The 21,143-nt window shown below is 55.4% G+C and carries 16 protein-coding genes; 11 read left to right on the top strand and 5 right to left on the bottom strand.

What is annotated here, in order from left to right:
• Nucleotides 1-71 precede the first annotated feature (71 nt).
• Genes O3S85_RS20885 through O3S85_RS20895 form a run of 3 tightly spaced genes read left to right on the top strand, consistent with a single transcriptional unit; the run spans nucleotide 72 to nucleotide 4,113 of the window.
• Nucleotides 72-1,568, top strand: coding sequence for an MBOAT family O-acyltransferase (locus O3S85_RS20885; protein WP_269543151.1), 1,497 nt, complete (start codon nucleotides 72-74; stop codon nucleotides 1,566-1,568).
• A 9-nt stretch (nucleotides 1,569-1,577) separates the two neighbouring features.
• Nucleotides 1,578-2,525 carry a hypothetical protein gene (locus O3S85_RS20890; protein ID WP_269543152.1) on the top strand — a complete coding sequence of 316 codons (948 nt, stop codon included), beginning with the start codon at nucleotides 1,578-1,580 and terminating at the stop codon, nucleotides 2,523-2,525.
• Between the two features lie 52 nt (nucleotides 2,526-2,577).
• The gene (locus O3S85_RS20895; RefSeq protein WP_269543153.1) at nucleotides 2,578-4,113 is read left to right on the top strand and encodes a pyridoxal-phosphate dependent enzyme; all 1,536 of its coding nucleotides are present in this window, start codon (nucleotides 2,578-2,580) and stop codon (nucleotides 4,111-4,113) included.
• 268 nt (nucleotides 4,114-4,381) lie between these two features.
• Here O3S85_RS20895 and O3S85_RS20900 read toward each other — a convergent pair whose 3' ends face one another.
• The gene (locus O3S85_RS20900; protein ID WP_269543154.1) at nucleotides 4,382-5,995 is read right to left on the bottom strand and encodes a Na/Pi cotransporter family protein; all 1,614 of its coding nucleotides are present in this window, start codon (nucleotides 5,993-5,995) and stop codon (nucleotides 4,382-4,384) included.
• Nucleotides 5,996-6,144: 149 nt separating this feature from the next.
• On the opposite strand from O3S85_RS20900, the gene O3S85_RS20905 reads away from it, so the two are divergent.
• The 5 genes from O3S85_RS20905 to O3S85_RS20925 all read left to right on the top strand — a co-directional run bounded on the left by O3S85_RS20905 (nucleotide 6,145) and on the right by O3S85_RS20925 (nucleotide 13,403).
• Nucleotides 6,145-6,999, top strand: coding sequence for a GNAT family N-acetyltransferase (locus tag O3S85_RS20905; protein ID WP_343218967.1), 855 nt, complete (start codon nucleotides 6,145-6,147; stop codon nucleotides 6,997-6,999).
• A gap of 618 nt (nucleotides 7,000-7,617) precedes the next feature.
• Nucleotides 7,618-9,015 (top strand): PDZ domain-containing protein, encoded by a 1,398-nt coding sequence (locus O3S85_RS20910; RefSeq protein WP_269543156.1) that lies wholly within the window; start codon nucleotides 7,618-7,620, stop codon nucleotides 9,013-9,015.
• Between the two features lie 127 nt (nucleotides 9,016-9,142).
• A complete protein-coding gene (locus tag O3S85_RS20915; protein ID WP_269543157.1) occupies nucleotides 9,143-10,192 on the top strand; it encodes a hypothetical protein in 1,050 nt (349 codons plus the stop codon).
• A gap of 360 nt (nucleotides 10,193-10,552) precedes the next feature.
• Entirely contained in the window at nucleotides 10,553-11,113 is a 561-nt protein-coding gene (locus tag O3S85_RS20920; protein ID WP_269543158.1) for a transglycosylase SLT domain-containing protein, read from the top strand.
• A 115-nt stretch (nucleotides 11,114-11,228) separates the two neighbouring features.
• Nucleotides 11,229-13,403, top strand: coding sequence for a hypothetical protein (locus O3S85_RS20925; protein WP_269543159.1), 2,175 nt, complete (start codon nucleotides 11,229-11,231; stop codon nucleotides 13,401-13,403).
• Here O3S85_RS20925 and O3S85_RS20930 read toward each other — a convergent pair.
• Both O3S85_RS20930 and ppnP read right to left on the bottom strand, forming a co-directional pair.
• The gene (locus tag O3S85_RS20930; RefSeq protein ID WP_269543161.1) at nucleotides 13,400-14,104 is read right to left on the bottom strand and encodes a glycine-rich domain-containing protein; all 705 of its coding nucleotides are present in this window, start codon (nucleotides 14,102-14,104) and stop codon (nucleotides 13,400-13,402) included. The genes O3S85_RS20925 and O3S85_RS20930 overlap by 4 nt on opposite strands.
• Before the next feature lie 51 nt (nucleotides 14,105-14,155).
• Complete coding sequence (ppnP, locus tag O3S85_RS20935; RefSeq protein WP_269543162.1) at nucleotides 14,156-14,476, bottom strand: pyrimidine/purine nucleoside phosphorylase; 321 nt, start codon at nucleotides 14,474-14,476, stop codon at nucleotides 14,156-14,158.
• Nucleotides 14,477-14,779: 303 nt separating this feature from the next.
• On the opposite strand from ppnP, the gene O3S85_RS20940 reads away from it, so the two are divergent.
• The 3 genes from O3S85_RS20940 (at nucleotide 14,780) to O3S85_RS20950 (ending at nucleotide 17,424) form a co-directional block, all read left to right on the top strand.
• Entirely contained in the window at nucleotides 14,780-15,109 is a 330-nt protein-coding gene (locus O3S85_RS20940) for a hypothetical protein (protein ID WP_269543163.1), read from the top strand.
• A 796-nt stretch (nucleotides 15,110-15,905) separates the two neighbouring features.
• The gene (locus O3S85_RS20945) at nucleotides 15,906-16,595 is read left to right on the top strand and encodes an FkbM family methyltransferase (RefSeq protein WP_269543164.1); all 690 of its coding nucleotides are present in this window, start codon (nucleotides 15,906-15,908) and stop codon (nucleotides 16,593-16,595) included.
• A gap of 22 nt (nucleotides 16,596-16,617) precedes the next feature.
• Nucleotides 16,618-17,424 carry a hypothetical protein gene (locus tag O3S85_RS20950; protein WP_269543165.1) on the top strand — a complete coding sequence of 269 codons (807 nt, stop codon included), beginning with the start codon at nucleotides 16,618-16,620 and terminating at the stop codon, nucleotides 17,422-17,424.
• 1,026 nt (nucleotides 17,425-18,450) lie between these two features.
• Here the strand turns inward: O3S85_RS20950 and O3S85_RS20955 are convergent.
• A complete protein-coding gene (locus O3S85_RS20955) occupies nucleotides 18,451-18,759 on the bottom strand; it encodes a hypothetical protein (RefSeq protein WP_269543166.1) in 309 nt (102 codons plus the stop codon).
• Between the two features lie 493 nt (nucleotides 18,760-19,252).
• A complete protein-coding gene (locus tag O3S85_RS20960) occupies nucleotides 19,253-20,266 on the bottom strand; it encodes a hypothetical protein (RefSeq protein ID WP_269543169.1) in 1,014 nt (337 codons plus the stop codon).
• Nucleotides 20,267-21,143 lie beyond the last annotated feature (877 nt).

Genomic DNA, 21,143 nt, shown 5'->3' on the forward strand with positions numbered 1-21,143 from the left:
GGTTAATTATTATTGGCATGTTACGATAAAGCCATAGACCATTCTTTTTCCATTAATGGCTTCGGCTATTCATGCTATTTAACTCCTACGAATTCATCGCCGTTTTTTTACCGTTAACGGTAATCGGCTATTACTTACTGGCACGCTGGCTGAGTCGCGAAATCGCGCAAAGTTGGCTGATTGCGGCGTCGCTATTTTACTACGGCTGGTGGAATCCGATCTACCTCGGGCTGATCCTTGGCTCCGCGCTGTTTAACTACGCCATTGGGGCCGCGATCTGGAACTTCACCCGCTCCCGGAATCCCAATCTGCCCCTGCTCCTCGTCGGAGTGTTTGCCAATTTGGCGCTCCTCGGCTACTTCAAATACGCCAATTTCTTCGTCGACAATATCAACAGTCTGCTGGAGGTCGGTTGGACGCTTGATAAGGTCATCCTGCCGCTGGCGATCTCCTTCTTCACGTTCCAGCAGATTGCCTATCTCGTCGATCTTTACGAAGAAAATTCCCACCTTTACGACTTTCGCGAATACCTGCTCTTCGTGGTGTTCTTTCCGCAATTAATTGCCGGCCCTATCGTCCACCACAAAGAGATGATGCCTCAGTTCGAAGAAGAGCGCACCTACCGGCTTCGTTGGGAAAATATCGCCGTCGGGCTAACCTTCTTTGCCTTCGGCCTATTTAAAAAAGTGGTCATCGCCGACGAGATTGGCGGGCAAGCAACCGAGGTTTTTTCCGCCGCCGCCAACGGCTTGCCGCTCTACTCTTGGGAGGCCTGGGCGGGTGCCCTCGCCTACACGTTGCAAATCTACTTCGACTTCTCCGGCTATACGGATATGGCCATCGGCCTGGCCCTGCTGTTTGGTATTCGCCTGCCGCTCAACTTCTTCTCCCCTTACAAGGCCAAGAATATCATCGATTTCTGGCGCCGCTGGCACATGACGCTGTCCCGCTTTTTACGCGATTATATTTACATCACGCTCGGTGGCAATCGCAAGGGCTTGGCCATGCGCGATACCAACATCATGATCACGATGTTCCTCGGTGGCCTCTGGCATGGCGCGGGCTGGACCTTCGTGATCTGGGGCGTGTTGCACGGCGCGTATTTGTTGATTAACCACCACTTCAAGGAACTGCGCAAAAAGCTTTCTCCCGCAAAGCAACTTTCTAATGCAAAGTTCCAGCCGGGAAAAATTGCGGCCATCGGCTTCACCTTCTTCTGCGTCATGATGGCCTGGGTGCTCTTCCGCGCGGAAAATTTCTCCACGGCCATGACGATGTATGAGGCGATGTTTGGCCTGGCCTCGGGTGAGCTTCACATGCGCCTGTTCAAGCCGCAGATTTTCATCTTCATGGCGGCCCTGCTGGCCTTCTGCTGGTTTAGCCCCAACCTGCCACAGCTTATGGCCAACTACTTCCAACCACCCGAGGGCGACGGTGCCGTGGAGGTCAAACCCAGCCGCATCGCGTGGAAGCCCAACGTCCTCTGGGCAGTCATCACCGGCGTGGTGTTCCTCATCGCGTTCCTGTCGCTTTCGAACAAGAGCGAGTTCCTCTACTATCAATTTTAGCCGACCACCATGAGCGATAAGCCGGACAACTTTGGCAAATACCTGACCATCCTCGCCATCCTGGTGCTCGGTGGTGCGTTGACCGTCGGCGGCATCAATTACTTCGTCGATCCCTACATGATCTTCGGCAATAACCAACTGGGAAACTTCTCCAGTGCCGACCGCGAATCGAAGTCCTTCTACTATGACCGCGGTGACTACGACGCGATCATCATGGGCAATAGCCGCGCGGCCATGATCCCCGCCGACCAACTGCAAGGGCACAACTTTTTTAGCGCGACTTTCGGCGGAGCACTGCCGGAAGAACTCTTTTTCTTCACCGACCGCTTCGTGAAGGATGTGGATGTCGCCGTGATCCTTCTGGACCAAACAAGCTTCTCCGACAAGAGTCCGCTGGTTGACGATCCCTTTACGCCGCCTAGCGTCACGGAGAAGCTCGCCAAGCTCTTCGGCATGCAGGCACTGGACGAGTCCATCAAAACCATTCGCCGCAGCGCCAAAGGTGAGGCACCGACCTTCGCCGATGACGGCTCCTTCATCATGCATCGCTGGATTACCGCGCGCAGCATCCCCAACGAAGCCCTCCTGCAACGCGAGTTTGATACCCATCGCGAAAGCTATGAAAACTTCGAGCTCATGCCCGAACGCATGACCTACCTGCGACGCCTCGTGGAAGACCTGCGCGGACGCGGCGCATGGGTCGTGGCCGTCATTGCCCCCGTCCACGAGCACAGCCTGGAACTCATGGAAGGCACCCCGGCCGCCGAGCAACTGGCGGAGTGGAAACAGCAGGTGCGCGATATTTTCCCCAACACGATCGACCTGATGGACAGCGAATATTCCGCGTCCGAAAATTTCCTCGCGACCGACCCGACGCATTATAAGCCGGAAGTCGGCGTGCGCATGATCAACGAATCCGTCCTCCCGCTTCGCACCGCGCCGCGTAAGATTGATTAACCTAGAGCATCGCGCGCTTGCGCTGCCGCCGAAGCCCGCGCAATGTGGCGCTATGGATAACGACGAATCCTTGCCTCTGCTGCGCCGTTTGCGGCAGGAAATTCTCTTTGCCCGGCAGCGTGTTTACCGGGCCGGCTCGCCCACGCCCCTGGAGCAACTGCCCCTGCCCGGCTTCGATGGCGAGATCTGGGTCAAGCGCGAGGACGTCTCCCCGATTAAGGCCTACAAGTGGCGCGGGGCCTTTAACCGCATGGCCATCATGACGCCGGAGGAATCCGCCGCTGGCGTCGTCACCGCATCCGCGGGCAACCACGCCCAAGGCGTCGCGCTGGCCGCGGGTAAGCTTGGCGTGCGCGCCGATATTTTCATGCCCGGCACCACGCCTGCAGTTAAGCAAAACGCCGTCAAGCGACTCGGCGGCGACATGGTAAAGATTCATCTCGTCGGCGACGCCTACGATGAGGCCGTTCAGGCCGCCCAAGACTTTGCATCACAAAGTAAGGCAACCATCATCCACGCCTATGATGACCTGCACGTCATGGCGGGCCAAGGCTCGCTGGCGGACGAGGTGGTCATGTCCGGCCAGGGTCCGTTCGATGTCGCCTTTTTGCAAATCGGCGGCGGCGGCATGGCCGCAGGTGTCGGCTGCTGGCTGCGCATGTTTTGGCCGGATATCAAACTGATCGGCGTCGAGGGCGTTGACCAGGCTTCGATGAAGGCAGCCATTGCTGCGGACAAGCCCGTGCGCCTGGACAATATCGACATCTTCTGCGACGGCTCCGCCGTGCGCCAAGCGGGTGATCTGCCCTTTGAAGTTTGCCGCGAACTCCTGGACGACATCGTCACCGTGACCAACCAGGAAGTATCGGAGGCCATTCGCGTCATGTGGGACGGCCTGCGCGCCATCCCCGAACCTGCCGGAGCCCTGGGCCTGGCGGGAGCTTTGCAATGCAAAGCTTCACTCGCCGGCAAACGCGTGCTGACTGTCCTTTGCGGGGCAAATCTCGACTTCAGCAAGCTCGCGCTGATCGCGGACAACACCGGCTCGGCCACCGCGCCGCGCCACTTCCTGCGCATCAACATCCCCGAGGTGCCCGGCACGATGCTCAAGCTGCTCGACGAAGTCCTGGCCGGCGTCAGCATCCACGACTTCCTCTACGGCAAGACCGACTCCCGTGAGGCGTGGCCCATCTTCGGCATCAACTGCGACGCCACCCAATTCGACGCGATCAAGCAGCGCCTCGGCAATGGCGGCTACCAGTGGGAAACCGCCGCCGGTGAAGACATCGAGTTTCGCGCCATTCCCTGCCACAAGGCATTGCTCTCGCACCCGCTCTTTCTCAAGCTGGAGTTCTACGAGCGCCCCGGCGCGCTCCACGATTTTTTGTCAGACACCATTCGCGGACGCGCCAACTTCTGCTACTTCAACTACCGCTACACGGGTGAGCGCATTGGCCGCGCCCTGATCGGCCTCGAGTTTACCGACGAGGCCCAGCGCGCAGACTTCCTTGCCTGGCTGCCCGCCAGCGGCAAGGGCTACCGCCAGTGCCGCCCCGTGCCCGACCAAGTCGTCTCCCGCATGATCTAGTTTGGTGTCAGCAACCGTCCCAACCATGTGTTTTGGAAAAGACTACTGCTTCTTTTTCAAAAAGCCCTATGCTGTGTTTCTAAAAAGAAGCATGCTGTGTTGTGGAAACAACACTACTGTTGTTGAGGCAACATAGCCTGCTGTGTCGTACCAACAACAGTAGTGGCTTTTTTGAATCTCCCCATGGGGCTTTTCCAATAAACCCAACGCGCTGGCACAGAAAACCACTTCAGTCCCGCAACCAGCAAAACGAAAGGGGCGACATTGCTCAGGACTCTTTTGCTTCCATGCGGTCGCTATTGGCGATCAATTTGCCAAAGCGGCCGAGGGCCCAACTCGCGCGCTCGAACACGTTCGTGATGTGCATCACTTGGTTGCGCATCCCGGCGGACACCTGATCTGCCGAGGCCAGGTAGCGACGGCGGATTTGCTCCATCGATTCGCCACGCTCGGCCGTCATCGTTTCCAGCAGCACGCACTCGCTCGCATCGTATTCTTCCAGCGCAGCGATCGCCGTGAGGATCATGGTGTCGAGCGCCTCGATGATTTGTTGGCTGAGCTGATGAATCTCCGGCGAAGCTTGCTGCTCGCCCAGCTCTTTGCAAAGGCTGTAGCAAGCGCCCTCAATCGTGTTTAGCAGGTCTTGGCGATTCTGCAAATTGATCAACCACTCCGTGTGCTCAGCCGAGAGCGAATGCGTGATCATCGCGCTTTGAAAGTGCAGGATCTGCCGCGAGATTTCACTGTAGGCCTGATGATAAGCCGCGGGGCTTACCCCGAGCGAGGCCTCTCCCTCGCGCAAGGTCGCCAGGTAGTTTGGCAAACGCTGCAACAGGCGCAGCTGCTCTTTCTCGCAAAGCATCAGGCCCGCCATTGGGCTGTCTTTACTGTCCTCCTGCAGATACTCCGGCTGCGAAAGATGTTCCGTCTGAGTTGGCGGCGAAGACTTCTCACAAAGCGCGGTAAAGCGACCCGCCACGAGTGTCAGCGCAACCGGCGTCACTACGTTCATCAGCAGCGTCACCAGGGCCACCTGCATGTCCGGCTTGTCCGACCATTCGCGCACCCAGGAGTGCAGCAGCTCCGTCTTGCCAACCATTTCAAAGATAAACAGCGACAGAAAAATCGCCACCGCCACGAGGTTATACAACACCTGTCCCCAGACAACCTGCGCGGCCCTCCCCTTAAAGTGCGCCCCCGTAAGATACGTGATCACACTGGAGCCGACATGCGTGCCGTAGACCACCATGATCGCGTGCTCGAAGTCGAAAAAGCCACTGGCCGTCATCGCGAGCGTAATCAGGATGATCGCCATGTGCGACTGGCAGATCACCGTGAGCACGAGGCCAATCAGGAACGCCATGATGAACGATTTGTTCATCAACTCCATCGAATGCTCAAACCAACTGTAGTGGGTAAACTCCTTGGCGGCCTGCGAAATCTCATGCAGGCCAAACAGCATCAGCGAGAGCCCGAAGATGGCCGCCATCACGTTCTTCCACTTAACCGGTTTTTCAAAGGCCGTGCAAATCCCCGTAATGCCCAGCGCGAACAGCACTAGATAATCGATGGGAAACACTGCGGCAAATACGATGAGCGTGCAGCCGAAGTTTGCCCAGAGCACCAGCGGCATTGCTGAGCGAACATCCACGATGCGCCCCTGCACCAGACTCGCAAGGATGAGCGATGTCGTGCGCCCACTTTGCGTTGCAAAGCCCGAGACCCCACCCCAAAAAGCGGCCACGCAGGCATTGGCGCTCATCTTGCGCGCGAGCTTGCGAAATGGACCACTGGCCATTGCCCGCAGATTCTTGCCCAGCATTTTGATGCCGACAAAGAACAGGCCCAGGCCCGCCAGGATGTTTAGAAATTGCGCCGTCATGTAGTCAGTTGGTTGCAGCCACTGGTCCACTAGGGTCCAAGTCAGCCGCGCGGCGTCAATGGAATGTGACTCTCGAATGTGACAGCAACGTGAAAAATGTTGCTTGCCCACCATTAGCGCTCAATCTGGCTGCCATGCACGAGCACGCCTTGGCTGATCGATTGGAATTCCGCACCATGACCCGCGATGAGTTCGCGCTCGCCGTGGACTGGGCCGCCCGCGAAGGCTGGAACCCCGGTAAGCACGATGCCGATATTTTCTGGGAAACCGACCCCGAGGGCTACGTCGCCGCCTGTCTCGACGGGGAAATCGTCGGCACGGGATCCATCGTCAGCTACAGCGATTTTGGCTTCATGGGTTTCTTCATTATGCGCCCCGACCTGCGCAACCAGGGCCTCGGCACCAAGTTCTGGTTCTGGCGACGCGACACGCTCAAGGCCCGCCTCAAGCCCGGTGCCGCCATCGGCATGGACGGCGTCTTCGACATGCAGGCATGGTATGCCAAGGGCGGTTTTCAATTCACCCACCGTAACCTGCGCATGCAAGGCGTAGGCAAATCCGCGCAACCGGCCAGCAACCTCGTGGAGCTCTCCGCCGCGCCGTTTAGCGAAGTGGCCGCCTACGACCAGAAGCACTTCGGCTTTGCCCGGGAAAAGTTTCTTCGCCGCTGGATCGAGCCCGCCGAAGGCCTCGCCCTTGGCGCGGTGAAGGATGGCGCGCTGACCGGTTATGGCGTCGTCCGCGCCTGCCAGACCGGCTACAAAATCGGCCCGCTCTTTGCGGACGACGCAGCCACCGCCGCCGACCTGTTTGCCGCCCTGAGCGACCGCGCCTGCGGCGAGCCTCTCTTCCTCGACACCCCCGAGAACAACCCCGCCGCCCTCGCCCTTGCCAAGGCCAACGGCATGCAGGAAGTCTTCGGCTGCGCCCGTATGTATTATGGCTCGGTGCCCGCGCTCCCCTGGGACAACATTTACGGCGTCACGACGTTTGAGCTGGGGTAGGCAGGAACGGCCATTCAACTTTCAGTAAATGTGCCCCCAGGGCCAACCGACATTCAAAAGAGTGAATCGCTCTCAAGCCGAATTGCGATGAGCCAATAAGATGAGCACCAAAGGTGCGGCCCCATACTAGCCTAGGGTCAGCGTAAGTCGCAGGGCGACTGGAGCGCAGCCCTAGGTGTTGTGCGCAAATCAGTCACCTGAGCCCTGAAGGGGCGGCTGCAAGATGAAGCCGTGCTTTCAGCACTCCAATAATGAGTGGATCATTATTCCCAGGGCTGCGCTTCGTCGCTACGCTCCTTGCTGACCCTAGGCTAGTATGGGTCCGCGCCCTTGGCGCTCAGAACGATTGTCCGTTGGCCCTAGGGCGGAACCGCAAAAAACTTCACTGATGCGCAACTAGCACCCAAAACTTAACCACCGCCGACCTAGCATTAAAATTATTAATTTCAAAAATTAGCTAAACTTTTTCTTGCCAAGGGTGTCTCGGTGAGGTTACGTTTTTACCCGATAGCTTGTTCTCCTCATCACCCCTGATGACCGGCCGGTTCGCAATAGTGGACCGGCCGGCTTTGTTTTACGGGTTGCGCTGGGGCGAGCGAATCGCTTGACTGCGCGGCCATGAGTTTTCCATTACGCACCAGTCTCTTGCTCGCCCTTACCGCCTTGGCAGGCCTCGTTGCCAGCGCCGAAAGCATTCCCAACGATTTCGAGCAAATGTTCGAAGAACGCCGCAACAGCGTCGTGGCAGTCGAGTATTTCATCCAGAACGATATCGACCGCACGCCGATGACCGCAATGGGCCTCGTCTTCGATGACAACGGCACCATCCTGATGCTCGATGGCTCCATCCCCGGTTGGGTCCCGCCGGAGCGCTTTAAGGATTTCAAGATCAAGCTGCTCGGTGAAGACGGCGACGGCTGGAGCGCAACTTACCTTGGGCAAAATTACATCAGCACCTGGCACTACCTGCAGGTCGAGGAAGCCGCCCGTAGCGAGATTACCCCCGTTAGCAAATTTGGCTCGGCCGAGGTCAAGACCGGTAACTTCGTTTGGGGCATCGCCGTGATGGGCGACAGCTGGAACTACACCCCGTATTTTCTCAGCGCCCGCACCAGCGCGACCAAAGAGCTGCCCTGGCTACTCGGCTTCAGTGACCGCCCGATCGGCTCCCCCGGCTCCGCTGCCTTCAACGCCGCGGGTGAGTTCGTTGGCTGGATGGGGCCGCCCACCACCGACGAAAAAATCATCTACATGAACGGCCGTAAGTTTAACGCCGCCGTGCAAATGATCCGCGAATCCAACGCCTTTATGACCGCGGGTGTCGTCAACAAATACGGTCCGATGATCCCCGACGCCCCCACCGGCGAGCAGCGCCCCTGGCTCGGCGTAACGGGCATGCAAGCGCTCGACCGCGAGGTGGCCGAGATCATGGGCCTCACCGATCAAGGTGCGCTCAGCGTCAGTGATGTCATTCAGGACAGCCCCGCCGCCAAGGCCGGCCTCCAGTCCCGCGACATCGTGATTGGCATCAACGGCGAGAAGCTGCCCAAGTTCTCCCCGGACTTCATTACCGCCCAGTGGTTCGAAAAGGAAATCCTCGAAACCAAGATCGGCGAAACCGTGAAGCTCGACGTCATCAGTGGTAACGACGGTAAGGAGATCGCCGTGGTCATCGCCACCCAGCCGATGAACCTCAAGGAAGCCGAGCGCGAATACTTTGATAACCTCGGCCTCTCCGCGCGTCAGTTCACGCTGGCCGACGCCCTTTCCAAGCGCGAGCTGCGCGCCGATATCGACGCCGCCATCGTAGACTTCGTTAAGCCGAACAGCCCGGTCCAATCCGCCGAGATTCAGCCCGGCGACTGGATTAAGGAAGTCGACGGCCAACCAGTGGACACCTACGCCGCCGCGATCGCCGCCCTCGAATCCGCCAACGGCGACGCCACCCGCGAGGAGCTCCTCCTCCTCGTCGAGCGCAACAACGAAACCAAAGTGCTCCGCGCCAAGCTGAAGTGAGGTAAAGGCATAATGATAAATGCAAAATTCAAAAAATTGGATGATGCACTAACTCTCTTGGTATCGTAACCCCTGCATGCACCTGAGCTTTTTTGCATTTTGAATTCATAATTTTGCATTTCCCACCATGATCATCCCCAACGAACCGAAGCTGACCGCGGCTCAACTGGCCGAGGTAACGTCCATTGTCACTGAGTTCGGCTGCACGATCCAGCCCATCGTCGGCGCAGAGAGAAGCATCTACGCCATCCTGGGCGACGAGCGGCACGAGACGATGATCAACCGCCTCCTCGGCCTGGATTACGTCGACCGCGTCGACATGATCGACTCACCTTACCGCCTGATGGACATCCACTCCGAGCTGGCCCATGGCGAGTTGCTCATCAACGGTGTCAGCGTCGGCCGCCAACCGCTCTTCATAGCCGGCCACTGCACGATCGACCCCAAGCAGCCCAACCTCTTTTACGAAACCGCCGCCGCCCTTAAAGAAGCCGGTGCCCACATGCTGCGTGGCGGCGTGTGGAAGCCCCGCACCATGCCCTACTCCTACCAGGGCGACCAGAAGGCACTGGAGATTTTGCTCGAAGCACGCGCCCGCACCGGCCTGCCCGTCAACACCGAGGTCATGGACAACGACCAGCTACAGTTGGTTGTCGAAGCCCAGGTGGACATGATTCAGATCGGTGCGCGCAACGCGCTCAACTACCCGCTGCTGCGCAAGATCGGCGCTGCCACTGCCGGTACGAGGACAGCCGTGCTGCTTAAGCGCGGCCGCCCCATGGCACCGGTGGACGAGTTTCTCGCCGCCGCGGAATACATCGCCGCCGCTGGCAACCCCAACATCCTCCTTTGCCCGCGCGGCACGCTGCCCTCCATGAACGGCTACCGCAACCACCCGGACGAATCCATCACACAGTTGCTCAAGGAGAAGACGTGGGCAGCGGTCGTCGTGGACCCGTCGCACTCCGTGGGCCGCGCCCGCTACGTGCCCGGTGCCGCACTCGCCGCGATGGCATACGGCGCGGACGGCGTCGTCGTCGAAGCGCACATTGATCCAAGCCACGGCATCGGCGACGACCCCAAGCAGTCCATCACACCCGACGTCTGCAAAATCCTCTTCGAAGACGCCGCCAAGATCTGGCAGCTCCGCCGCAAATACGACGAGCACGCTGGGTAAAAAATCCTTCGGAGTCAGCATCGGAGTAAACGCATATGGAGTCGGTATCTGAGTCCGAAGTTTGGAGTGCGCCAGCCCTCTGGCGCTTTAGCATTTTGCGATCACGATAGGCCAAACGATCCGCAACATCACCTGCGCTCAGCTTCAATGATTGCGCGCATAGTTACATCCTAAAGCGGCAGAGGGCTGCCGCACTCCAAACTCATCCAACGCCTTACTAGATCTGATAAAAACCGCTCGCAGCTCAATGAAGCTCCGCGACCTCGGCGTTCTCCGCGACCTCGGCGTTCTCTGCGGTTAAACTGACCGCTAAATTGCTTTTTGCTCGTTCACATGCAAATAGCAAGCTAGCCTGCCACCATGCCCAATATCCGCGACCTCCAGCGCTCCGAGCTTGTCCTGTCGATTTTTGCCATCGTCACTTTTGCTGTGTTCTTCTGGCTCGCGCGGACGAACCATCAGCAAATCCTCGGGCCCGAGGGCAAATACCAACTCTGGCTTGATATCGAGCAGGCGGCCAACGAAGGCGGACTCAAACCGGAGTTTGTTTACGCGATCTGCGTCGCCGAAAGCACGCTCAACCCACGCGCCGACAGCGGCTATGCGAAGGGGGTAATGCAGCTCAGTCAGGTCGCATGGAAAGAGGTCAGCGACCGCCCCTACTCGCAGGCCTACAACCCGAAGGTCAACGTCGAAGTCGGCGTCGCTTACCTGAACCACCTCAAGGAATTCCTGGAGCAAAACGACAGCTTCAGCTACCCAAAGCTCGCGGCCAGCTACCGCTACGGACCGTATGCCTTAAAGGGAAAAGACTTCCGCGTCAGCCGCATGCAGAAGCCGCATAATAAAATTTACCAGCAGCTTTTTGCCGGCAACGAGTCCCCCGTAACACCGCCGCCAGAGCCCACGAGCGAAGGCTAATCCGCCGCCTTCCCCTCAGGTTGGAAAGGGGAAATTGCGGCCTACATTACTAGTCATGCATCTTCGCCATTTACGCAATGCATCGGGCGGCGGATGATTGCCGTTTACTTGAGCAATGGCAGACGCGTTAACACTCCTCCACCACTGGGCCAAGGCCGCCGAGGCCGACTGGTCCACGATTCCAAACCACCCCAACTACGGCGTATACGGCACGGGCTACAACGGCTGGGGCGTGCAAACCCAGCAGAAATACCTCGCCGCGCTCGCCGTGCTGGCGACGACCCAAGCTGTCCTACCCGGCCTTGACCGCGAGTGGGCACTGGCCCGCGCGTTGTCGGCGCTTCGCTTCAATTTGGCGAGCCATATTTCCGGCGATACCGTCTGCCTCTGTGGCGCGCCTTGGGGCCATACGTGGATTAGCGCGCTCGGCATTGAGCGCATGATGTTCGCCATGCGCCTGCTGTCGCCCCACTTCACCGATGCCGACCACGCTGCCCTGGGACGCGTGCTCACCAGCGAGGCCGACTGGCTGCTAACGGATTACCAACGCGGCCTGCACCGCGGCATCAGCGCGACCAAGTGGAACCACGAAGGCGGCAACGACCCGGAGTCCAACATCTGGAATGGTGCCCTGCTCTGGCGCACGGCAGAGATGTATCCCGACCACCCCCATGCCGACGACTGGCGCGAACGCGCGCACTGCTTTTTGCTCAACGGCGTCAGCATCGAAACCGACGCCAATGACGACACCATCATCGCGGGCAAACCACTGAGCGAGCGCCACATTGGCCCCAGTTTTTTCCCAAACTACTCACTCGACCACCATGGCTATTTCAACGTCGGCTACATGGTCATCTGCGTGAGCAATGTCGCGATGCTCCACTTCGACTTAAAGCAAAGCGGCCTCCCGCGCCCCGAAAGTCTCGACCTGCATATTCACGACCTTTGGCGCGTGCTGCGCCGTTTTATTTTCGCCGATGGACGGTTGGCGCGCATCGGCGGCGACACCCGCGTGCGCTACGCCTACTGCCAGGAATACCTCCTGCCCGCCCTCGCCTTTGCCGCGGATTATTTAAATGACGCCCACGCCGAGGACCTGATTGAGCGACAGCTGGAGCTCATCCAAACCGAGGCCAGCCACAACGCCGACGGCTCCTTCTACAGCAAGCGCCTCACGAGCTTGCGCCACGAAAGCCCACTCTACTACACGCGCCTGGAGTCCGACCGCGCCTGCGCTATCGCCCAGCTAATTACCTATCGCGAAGCGATCAGCCAGCCAACCGCGCCAGAGCAAAGCTTTGAAGAGTCCGTAGCCGGTGGCTGGATCGAGCCCGAATACGGGGCCGTTTTTCACCGCAGCCCGAAGCGGCTTGCGTCGTTTTCCTGGCGCGCATTTCACCTGGCTCAAGGCCTGTGCCAACCACCCGGCGACGGCCACCTTGCCGAGTGGGAGTTTAACCTCGGCGGGCGTGTCGAGTTCTGCCACCACCCCAAGCCCGGCGGCGCGGAGAAAACAAAAATGCACCGCCGCATCCTCCGGCATTCAGTCCAGAAAATTGAGGGCGGCTTTGTCACCACGGGTGCCGTCATGGAAGGCGTGGACATCACGATGGCCGAGAGCTTCCACGCCACCGACTCCGCCATCCACCAGGGTGCCTACGCCGCGCTGCCCGACGGCCACACCATGGTTGGCCTGCACCACTGTCGCATGGGCCCGCGGCGGGGATACGTGGCCAGCATCAAAGGCCTGCACCTCAATCTGCCCAACGATCTCTACAATACTTTGCAACGCAAAGTAAACTGCACCAATGGCGAGCACACCCTGTCCGCACCTCCGGCCGGCGACACGACACTCGACCTGCAAAGCCGCTGGGCAAACATCGAAAACCGCGTTGGCGTGGTCGGCATCTACGGTGCTGATAGCCTACAAGTCCATCGCTCCTCCGAGCGCCGCGCAGGTCCCTTGCAGTCATTGCACGTCGAGCAACTTTGCTGGCCGCTCATCATCGGCCCGCAAAAATTCGAGGCCGGCGAGATGATACTCGACGCCGGTTGGGCCGTGTTGTCATCCGTTGATACCCGGACAACACAAGCCGTCACCGCGACCACAATCGACACCGACCTGGCCGACATACGCGCCGTCGCAATCGTGGGCCAAGATGGGAAACGTTATGTCTTTGCCGCAAACTTTGGAGATGAGCCGGCGACCATTAAGCTACACACGTTCGGCGTCGCCAAAGAAGTTTTGCTCACCCCGGGACAAGCCGAACTTTGCATTACAAAGCATTAATCGCCACAGCCACCACAGCCCCCGCAGCCGCCATCCGTCCCACAGCCACCGTCACCGGAACAACTGCGCCCACTCGGATGGCGGTCCGTCAGGAGCAGGATCGCCAAGAAGAGCATCAACAGAAAAACGACCACAAAAAAATGGGCCGCCGACTGGTCGAACAGCCCGTCAATAAACGCGGCGAAGTCCATCGCCACCACACCGATAGTCAGGCAGAAAACTATCACCAACTGCCACATCCGGATCACCACCTTGCCGCGCAGGTTGATACGGCGAAACTGGTTATTTAAATTAAAACGCTCTTCGACTGGCGGCCAGATATCTTCCGGCGGCTCCCCAAATCTCTGCCGATACGCATCCAAGGTCGCTTGATACTGCTCGCTGTAGCGAGTCGCCTCCGCGCTGCCACCTTTCGTCGGCCCATGATGCAACGCTTGCTTGATCAGGCCGCCACAGAGATCGTTCCAATAAGACTCCGAGTAGCAAAGGTGCAAATGCCACGCCTGATCAATCGCATCCGACGGCGTCAGCGAAGCCTCACTAGTGGCCATGAGATAGACGAATTTCAAATACTCGCCATACACTCGCCGTGCATAGCGTGAACGCCAGGCATTATCCTGCGCCAACCGGTCAACGAAACCCAGCTCGTCACTGGGTGCGGAGACCCTGAATTTCTGCAGCTGCTCCCAAAGCGGATCCATGCCGGTGTTTGCTAAATCCAAACATGCGGCCTGGCGATCCTATTCGGGCGACTAGCTGAGGTAAGAGCAGCAGTAGTCCGCGCCGCCGTCCTTGATCTTGAGCGCAAACTTGGAATTACCCGGCACTTCGTAGGACTCACCTGCGGCGTAGGTCTTCCACTCGTCGGAGCCAGCCAGCTTGACTTCCATTTCGCCGCCAAGCACTTCCATCAGCTCGGGTGCCTCGGTGCCAAACTCGTAGTCACCGGCCTGCATAAAGCCGAGCGTCTTCTTCGTGCCATCGGCAAACACGACGGTGCGGCTGGTGACCTTACCATCGAAGTAAACATTGGCTTTTTTGACGATCTGGACATTGTCGAAAGTTTCAAACATGCCCGCAAATTCGACGAACCCGACGCGGTTGGCAATGCCAATTTTCAGCCATAAATCTGGTGCGGGCGGAAGGAATCGAACCCTCATCTCAAGCTTGGGAAGCTCATCTCTCCCTTTTATTTATAAGGCTTCCGGGCCCATACTACTAGAATGTTACTAGAAAATCTGAGCGATTCCAGCCTGATACACTGGCTCAACCACCAAGACTGTGGCTGTGCACTTTCATGAAATGTATAAGGCACAAAACCACAATCACCGAACGTATCGACTAACCTACACAAAGCACTTTGACGAATCATCAGAATGGCAATACTGGATGTTGGGCATACTGCCTCTGGCGATCCTACAGGCGGTCTTGGCAACGACGGTGATTTCTACCTCGACTCATCCGATGGAGATTTCTTCACAAAGGTAAGCGGATCATGGCAGTCTGAGGGCAATTTGAAGGGGGCATCCGGTGACGGTTATTTTTCTCAATCCGGTGCCAATGTTTATTACGACTCCGGAAACGTTGGGCTTGGCACAGATTCTCCTGAAGCGACCTTACATGTGGACGGTGATATAAAAATTACCAATGGAGCACTACTTATCTCTCCACAGGGCGATATACCAATGATTTCGTATTCTAACTAGATCATTCTTCTTTTCGTTATTCTTGGTTTTCGGTCTATGTAACAATCATACAAGTCAACCATTTGCATGCGTGCCAGCTTGGGGGTATAAACGCTAAGCGCTCACAATCCCTACCGAGCCGACGGAAAGGACTAGCCTAAACCAAGGAACGCTCCCCTACCCATTTTCTAGGCAACTACACAAAGCCTTGTTTTGCCTAGGCATATTTGACCACGATGAGTTCGATACCCTGTCGTTGAGCGGCCAGCGCCGCCTTCGCACAATAGCCCTGATCGGCATAGGCAATTTCCAACCTCTCTCCGGTGACTTTTTCGGGGGGGGGGCGTAAACGTGAAATTGCCGTTGATGATGGTATGCTTAATCATTGAAATAGCCTCCACGCGAAAAGGGTCGTGACATGAGTACAACGGCCAGCCCGATCAGTGACTTACCCGGCAAGCGATCAACAGCGGTCATCTCTTCGAATGTCCACTGAAATAGTCCCGGGCCTGTTGTTTTTGTTGGGACGCTAAGCGGCGCATCAGTTCGGAATCGCGTTAGCCTCCACGTGAAAGAATGTGCCCGACCTTTGACGTTTACATCTCCAGCCAATGCTGCATGCTACGGGCGTCATCAAAGGAAAATCCGCATCTACGGAAGATTCACACAAAATGTATTACATGCAATGAATAGGGGTAGCGAAGGGGTTCCAGCCGGAGATTACGGGTCGCTGCATACGCTTAGGGCTGAGAGAAGGGTGTTCGGCATTAGCTTTGCGTTGATGAATTATGTCCGATCACTGCTTCGATTGAAGCCCATGGCGGAAGGGAAAACCTTCCGCGTTTATCCAGGCCAGGACATCAAGACTCCAGTTTATGCGCGATATGGCACATCAGACTTTCGCGTGTTCCAAACGGTTTTTCTCTCGCGCGAATTCCATCCACTGCGTCAGATGCAGGACGTCAAGCTAATCGTGGACGTTGGTGCCAACGTTGGCTATACTGCGATACTCTTCTGCCACATGTTTCCGAACGCCGCTATTATCGCAGTGGAGCCGGACCCCGGTAATTTCGCCATCTTGAAAAAAAACACTGAGCCTTACGGGGATCGAGTGCGCGCAATACAGGCTGGCGTTTGGGGCGAGCCGAGCCGGATGAAATTTACCCAGAGCAATTACAGAGGGGGCGACATGTGGGCCAAGCGAGCCGTCGCCAGCGATTCAGCAGAAGGTTCGATCCAATGCATCACCCTGGAAAGTTTACTCAAAGAGACAGACGCAGACGCCATTGACATCCTCAAACTCGATATCGAGGGGGCCGAAGTAAGCGTCTTTCAAAACGCAACGCCTTGGATATCTCGCGTGCGTTGCGTATCCGTTGAACTGCATGACGACACCGAGCTCGGGTCCGCCACGGAGGCCTTCGATTCGCTATTTTCAGAATCGACTTACAACATCCTTCATTCGGGCGAAAAGAAAATAGCAATCCTCAAGTCATCCAAGAGCTAGCAGTAAAGTCAAAGGTTCGGACATGCCATCTAAACGTAAATCGATTTCATTTGTATATTTTACCTGCGAGCCACATTTCGAAATTCTCAAACGTTCACTGATCAGCCTAAGTCGAACGCGCGCTATTGCGTCTGGTCGGGTTTATATATATCAGGATCCTGATAATGTGCTTAAGAAAGCTCAAAAAGACTATTTAGTCAGCAACTACCTGGGCATAGAAATGCGGGTGGCTCCATACCACACATCCGGCTACGGAAAACAAACAATCAATTCTGAAATCCGCTGCCTACATGAGGTTGCCGGAGAGTGCGCGGATGAAGACATTGTCGCCAAAGTGGATTCTGACGTTATTTTCATTTCCAATAAGTTTATAAACTTCATTCAGGACCACGAAGCAGCGATATACGGCGAACCCGTTACACAGTTTTTACCCTTTGAGTTCATGCAGGGCGGGGCATACTTCATAACAGCCAGTTTTGCGCGGCAATTAGCTGAAATTGACGACTCTTATTGCGACGACTTGCTGAATACAATAAATGCCTGCCTGAGGGACCGTGGACTCTCTCGTCAAGAGGGCTGCATCGGGGAAGATGTTGGCGTGTCCAGTTTTATTACCAAGCGGTTGGGTGGAGTCGCCGCCGCAGTACCGCAATACAGGCATAGCATATTGCATTTTATGGAAAACAAAAAGCAGATGTATCACTATGATCGTTATCTGTTGTTTTTACTGACATATAAATATATTCCGATTCTTCGCCATTATGTAGGCAAGTTGCACCGATCCACCAAGAAGTTTTTTTTGGGCCAACCAAAGCCAGATGCTTGCTGACATTTAGAGAGCTATTTTAGCCACTATCACTAGGGCCAACGGACAGTCACTTAGCCGCGCAATAGAGCAAGCGAGGTTAATGAATACCAAGCTATTAGTCGCCCCTGAAAAACACCTCATCGGTTTGCTTATCAGTGACATGCTCTTCAAGGTCGGCCACGCCATCGAGCAGTAAAGAACTGCAAATCCCAATAACATGGTCAAACGATGAAGCCCAAAAAGCGGGTTAATGAAGAACCGCAACTTTTTCAGCAGGGACTGGAGCACCGCAAGTGTCACACCAAGTACCTATGACGTGTTCTTGACGCAGTTCTAGTCTTATCCCATTCCTAAAAAGGATTGGGACTTTCAATGAGAGTCTAATTATAGTTGGGGATGATAAGGCGGCAGATGGGAAAAGAAGAAGAAGACCGGCGACGTATTACCCATATATTCTTCAAGGTTTGAAAGCGTATCAGGCAGACATTCTAGCAATGGACAAGGGACTCGCCATCAAACTTCCTCTTGGCGACCTTTCCACGGAACTTGATGCGCCGGTCTCCACAATGAACAATTACACATGGTGCGGGCGGAGGGAATCGAACCCTCATCTCAAGCTTGGGAAGCTCATCTCACTCTTTTATTCATAAGGATTCGGAGCCCATGCTACTAGAATGTTACTAGAAAATCTGAGCGATTCCAGCTAATACACTGGCTCCACGGCCAAGACTGTGGCCGTGCGCTTTCATGGAATGCATAAGGCACAAAACCACAATCACCGAGTGCATTGACTCGCCTACACCAAGCACTTTGACGAATCATCAGAATGGCAATGCTGGATGTTGGGCGTGCTGGCCAATCTAGCTACGCTGGAATTATTGGAGAGCGGTGAACACAATATCTGATGGGCGCGGGGAAATTAAAAAGCCAACGGCGCATGGTGACGCCGTGGGCTCAGAGAAATGGGGCGTTGCACCTGCTGCGATACTCATCAGTTGATTACGAAGTAAGATTTAGTTTTCTTCCTTTATGATTTTTGAAGTGCCTTTAGCAGAGAAGGATTCCCGCTACATTCAAGTCGACTAGCATCCGCGTTAAAGCACCGTCTGCCATCCTATCTAGAAATAACATTCCTCCTTCCCTTTCACTCAGCCCCCTTAGTTGATCATCTGTCCAGCCCTGCAAGGGACTTTTATAGCACAGCGATAGCTCAAAACAGGCTTCATCATCTACACCATCCTGCACAGCAACTGATAGCTTGAACTGCTTGTTATCAGGTGTGAGACAGGCGAACTCTTTGGATAATAAAGCCAGCAAGAGTTTTTTAGTGTATCGGTATTGGTTGTTGGTAGCCATTTCTCACGAAGTGCCACCAATTTTGTATAATCGCCATCAGTAAGATAGAAGTCGAAGAGACTTCCGTCGGAGTTTAGATTCACATGACGTCCGTCACAGTCTTCGAACCCCAATCCTTTGAGACGGTTCATTTCGTTAATAGCTGAATCAATCAGCTTTTGAGTATTTGTACCCCGCACTTCTGCGTTATTTTGTGTTTTTAGCACGGTGTGTTCTTTCTTTTAGAACTTAACAGAGTCATTGGCCTAAGCCTTTTTCATCTCTACAGTCAGCCCGAATATGGTGTCCTCTGCTTTAACACCAACCTGTTACTGCTTCAATGCTTACAAATACCGCAATCAACTGTCAAAGAACGCTACCCCAAAAGGCACAGGTGCACCACCTGTTCTTACAATGCCAAGTAAACGAAAAAGTTAAAGTACAGACTGCACCTAAACAGCCCTCCGCACTCAAGCTGCAGCAACCACACCTGCAGATAGTTGCAGCAGAGCCCCTACCAACTGAATAAATCGTGCAAATACTTTTTAAAGTCACCACGAGACTGAACCGCATCGTAGCCAGTCAGGAACAAATCGCGCAACGCACCCCTGCCGCCGTTTCCAGTGCCAATCTCACTTAGGTCAAGCAGCACATCACCTCTTTTGTGGCCACACTCCACTTCAACAAAGCCTGTAATAGTTGACCAGCCATCCGGATCATTGATATTCACATTATAGCTGTTTCCGAACAATTCGGCCTGCCCAACATAAGCGCAATAGGCCCAAGTCGTTAAAAATTGAACGCCGCCATGATCCTTAAACACCTTTAAAACATTCGGCCAATACCGCCTCTCCCCCTCCACCAAGGCATGATAAAAGGGAAACTTGGGGTTCCAACCCGTCGCCTCCCGCAACTCAAGAAACTTCTCACACATGATGCGTAGGACAGCGAAGTGTCCATAGCTCAGCCCATGCTTACTGACCAGTTCTAGGATTTCTCGAATCGCACGATGCTGCGCGTCCGTATGTCGCCCCAACGATCCAAGGGACAACTCTTCCTCACCCGCATTTACAACCCGCACAGCAGCATACAAATCCTCGATTGGATACTTAAATAAATACTTAGCATGCGTCCTAGTGTTGAACATCATAATATATAGCGACTCACGCACACCAATGCGAGTGAACTTTTTAGGCTGCCCTTTCTCACACTGGACATCGACGTGAATCAACCCGTGCTCCTTGAGCGTCGCAAGGGTGGTAATAAATGTCTTGCGGCTCAGCTTAGAGCCCAACTTGGCCTGCAGTTCATCATGGGAACCACGCAACTCCCGATTCTTCTCACGTCCAAGCACATATAAAGGCCAGAGGACAGAAATGAGCGAACTGCTTCGCCCCGGCAACAATTTGCAGAGCTCCAACAAGCGATCACGATCTCCATCGGCAACCGCCCAGCCTAGCTTCCCTCTGTAACGAACAGAAAGAGCTGGAAGCTTGGCTAAGCGTTTTGAGGTTCCGGATGCGGGCATAGGCTAGGGCTAAAAACTGCCCTGACAGGCAGTGGCAAAGTGTAAATTAAAGGGTGTATTTAGGCCCAAAACTAACAGAAACAGTAGCGATATCCACACAATTTACACTTTGCTAATTTAAACAAAATTATACATATAACTACTCTTCAGCCACTTACGCAACAAATACCGACTAAAAAGCCCTCAAAGTTTATTCACTTTTCTGGAGATGAAAAAGAAGTGGGAAGTGAATCAAAGCGTAGCGATTGGGAGTCCGCAATCAACAACTCACAAAGCCAACCAACTACCCATCACATAAAATGTCCCCAGTGGAGACACCTTCACCCACAGAATCAATACCGCCCCCTCCTAACCAGTCCCTTCGCGTAGTCACTCACCAGCTTCAGGTGTTCTTCAGCGTATGCCAGGCTGTAAATACTCCCCTCCTTGTCGTTCACTACCCTCATTGCTTTTAATTGGGTGACGTAAAATGCCTCCCAGCTTGCCTGTGCTACATTCAGTTCATCAACCCGCCCAAGGATACTCATGCCTCAGGCGATTATTGCCCTGTTGATTTCATGCTTCCAGAGTTCGATTGTCCTCGATGTATCGACCGCAACAGAAGACGTTGAGCCCTCGCCCAAATAGAAGTCATCCAGGGGCTGCAATGAGGCATTGGTAATCAGTAAGATGCAAAAAGGTCTATAAGCGTATTCTAGCGATTCATAACATGCGGCACCAATGCCTTTAGCCTAATCGCTGCAACAACACTTAAAATTACAGAAACGAAGAAAAAGCCGATCCCCCACTCGATACGAATCCTAGGGCCAACGGACATTCAGCTTAACCACAGGATAGAGCATGCGAGGTAGATGAAGGCCAAGTAGTTTGCGTCGTT

Origin of the sequence: Cerasicoccus sp. TK19100 (assembly GCF_027257155.1) — a bacterium.
Taxonomy (GTDB): Bacteria; Verrucomicrobiota; Verrucomicrobiia; order Opitutales; family Cerasicoccaceae; genus Cerasicoccus; species Cerasicoccus fimbriatus.

What these genes read in the sequence shown, in the direction of transcription:
- O3S85_RS20885 (WP_269543151.1), top strand. Translation starts at nt 72, where the DNA reads ATGCTATTTAACTCCTACGAATTCATCGCCGTTTTTTTACCGTTAACG.
- ppnP (WP_269543162.1), bottom strand. Translation starts at nt 14,476, where the DNA reads ATGTTTGAAACTTTCGACAATGTCCAGATCGTCAAAAAAGCCAATGTT.
- O3S85_RS20910 (WP_269543156.1), top strand. Translation starts at nt 7,618, where the DNA reads ATGAGTTTTCCATTACGCACCAGTCTCTTGCTCGCCCTTACCGCCTTG.
- O3S85_RS20930 (WP_269543161.1), bottom strand. Translation starts at nt 14,104, where the DNA reads ATGGATCCGCTTTGGGAGCAGCTGCAGAAATTCAGGGTCTCCGCACCC.
- O3S85_RS20940 (WP_269543163.1), top strand. Translation starts at nt 14,780, where the DNA reads ATGGCAATACTGGATGTTGGGCATACTGCCTCTGGCGATCCTACAGGC.
- O3S85_RS20890 (WP_269543152.1), top strand. Translation starts at nt 1,578, where the DNA reads ATGAGCGATAAGCCGGACAACTTTGGCAAATACCTGACCATCCTCGCC.
- O3S85_RS20915 (WP_269543157.1), top strand. Translation starts at nt 9,143, where the DNA reads ATGATCATCCCCAACGAACCGAAGCTGACCGCGGCTCAACTGGCCGAG.
- O3S85_RS20955 (WP_269543166.1), bottom strand. Translation starts at nt 18,759, where the DNA reads ATGGCTACCAACAACCAATACCGATACACTAAAAAACTCTTGCTGGCT.
- O3S85_RS20900 (WP_269543154.1), bottom strand. Translation starts at nt 5,995, where the DNA reads ATGACGGCGCAATTTCTAAACATCCTGGCGGGCCTGGGCCTGTTCTTT.
- O3S85_RS20895 (WP_269543153.1), top strand. Translation starts at nt 2,578, where the DNA reads ATGGATAACGACGAATCCTTGCCTCTGCTGCGCCGTTTGCGGCAGGAA.
- O3S85_RS20960 (WP_269543169.1), bottom strand. Translation starts at nt 20,266, where the DNA reads ATGCCCGCATCCGGAACCTCAAAACGCTTAGCCAAGCTTCCAGCTCTT.
- O3S85_RS20925 (WP_269543159.1), top strand. Translation starts at nt 11,229, where the DNA reads ATGGCAGACGCGTTAACACTCCTCCACCACTGGGCCAAGGCCGCCGAG.
- O3S85_RS20920 (WP_269543158.1), top strand. Translation starts at nt 10,553, where the DNA reads ATGCCCAATATCCGCGACCTCCAGCGCTCCGAGCTTGTCCTGTCGATT.
- O3S85_RS20945 (WP_269543164.1), top strand. Translation starts at nt 15,906, where the DNA reads ATGGCGGAAGGGAAAACCTTCCGCGTTTATCCAGGCCAGGACATCAAG.
- O3S85_RS20950 (WP_269543165.1), top strand. Translation starts at nt 16,618, where the DNA reads ATGCCATCTAAACGTAAATCGATTTCATTTGTATATTTTACCTGCGAG.